Source organism: Brachyspira catarrhinii, from assembly GCF_005518285.1.
Classification (GTDB): Bacteria; Spirochaetota; Brachyspiria; order Brachyspirales; family Brachyspiraceae; genus Brachyspira; species Brachyspira catarrhinii.
Map to the genome: position 1 here is coordinate 1 of NZ_SJDU01000834.1, position 367 is coordinate 367.

Annotated in this window: 1 protein-coding gene; it reads right to left on the reverse strand. The window is 41.1% G+C overall.

Translation table 11 applies throughout. The features are described from left to right. Nucleotides 1-367, reverse strand: a 367-nt coding sequence (locus tag EZH24_RS13595) for a transposase (protein WP_170310894.1), incomplete at both ends; no start/stop codon positions are given.

The window sequence follows — 367 nt, forward strand, 5'->3', positions numbered from 1 at the left end:
ATACATTCTTTACTAACGGTTCCACGTCTTAATGGAAGATAGGTTCCGTCAAGAAATAAAACAGAGTAATTGGCTTCTAAGCTTCGCTCATGAAAAGTAGCGACATTCTCCTGAGTTGCTTTTGAGATATTAGAAATTGTGGCAGGACTATAGTGATGACCATACATTCGCTCGATGATATCACTAATTTCTCGAGTCGTTACACCGGTTTGATAGAGTTTGATAACCATCTCTTCCAAGTGGTCATCTCGACGTCCATAAGCGGGAAGCAAAGCTGGACTAAAGTTCCCATTACGATCTCTAGGAATGCTCAACTGAACAGTCCCATATTTGGTTTCAAATTGCCGTGAATAGCTTCCGTTACGAC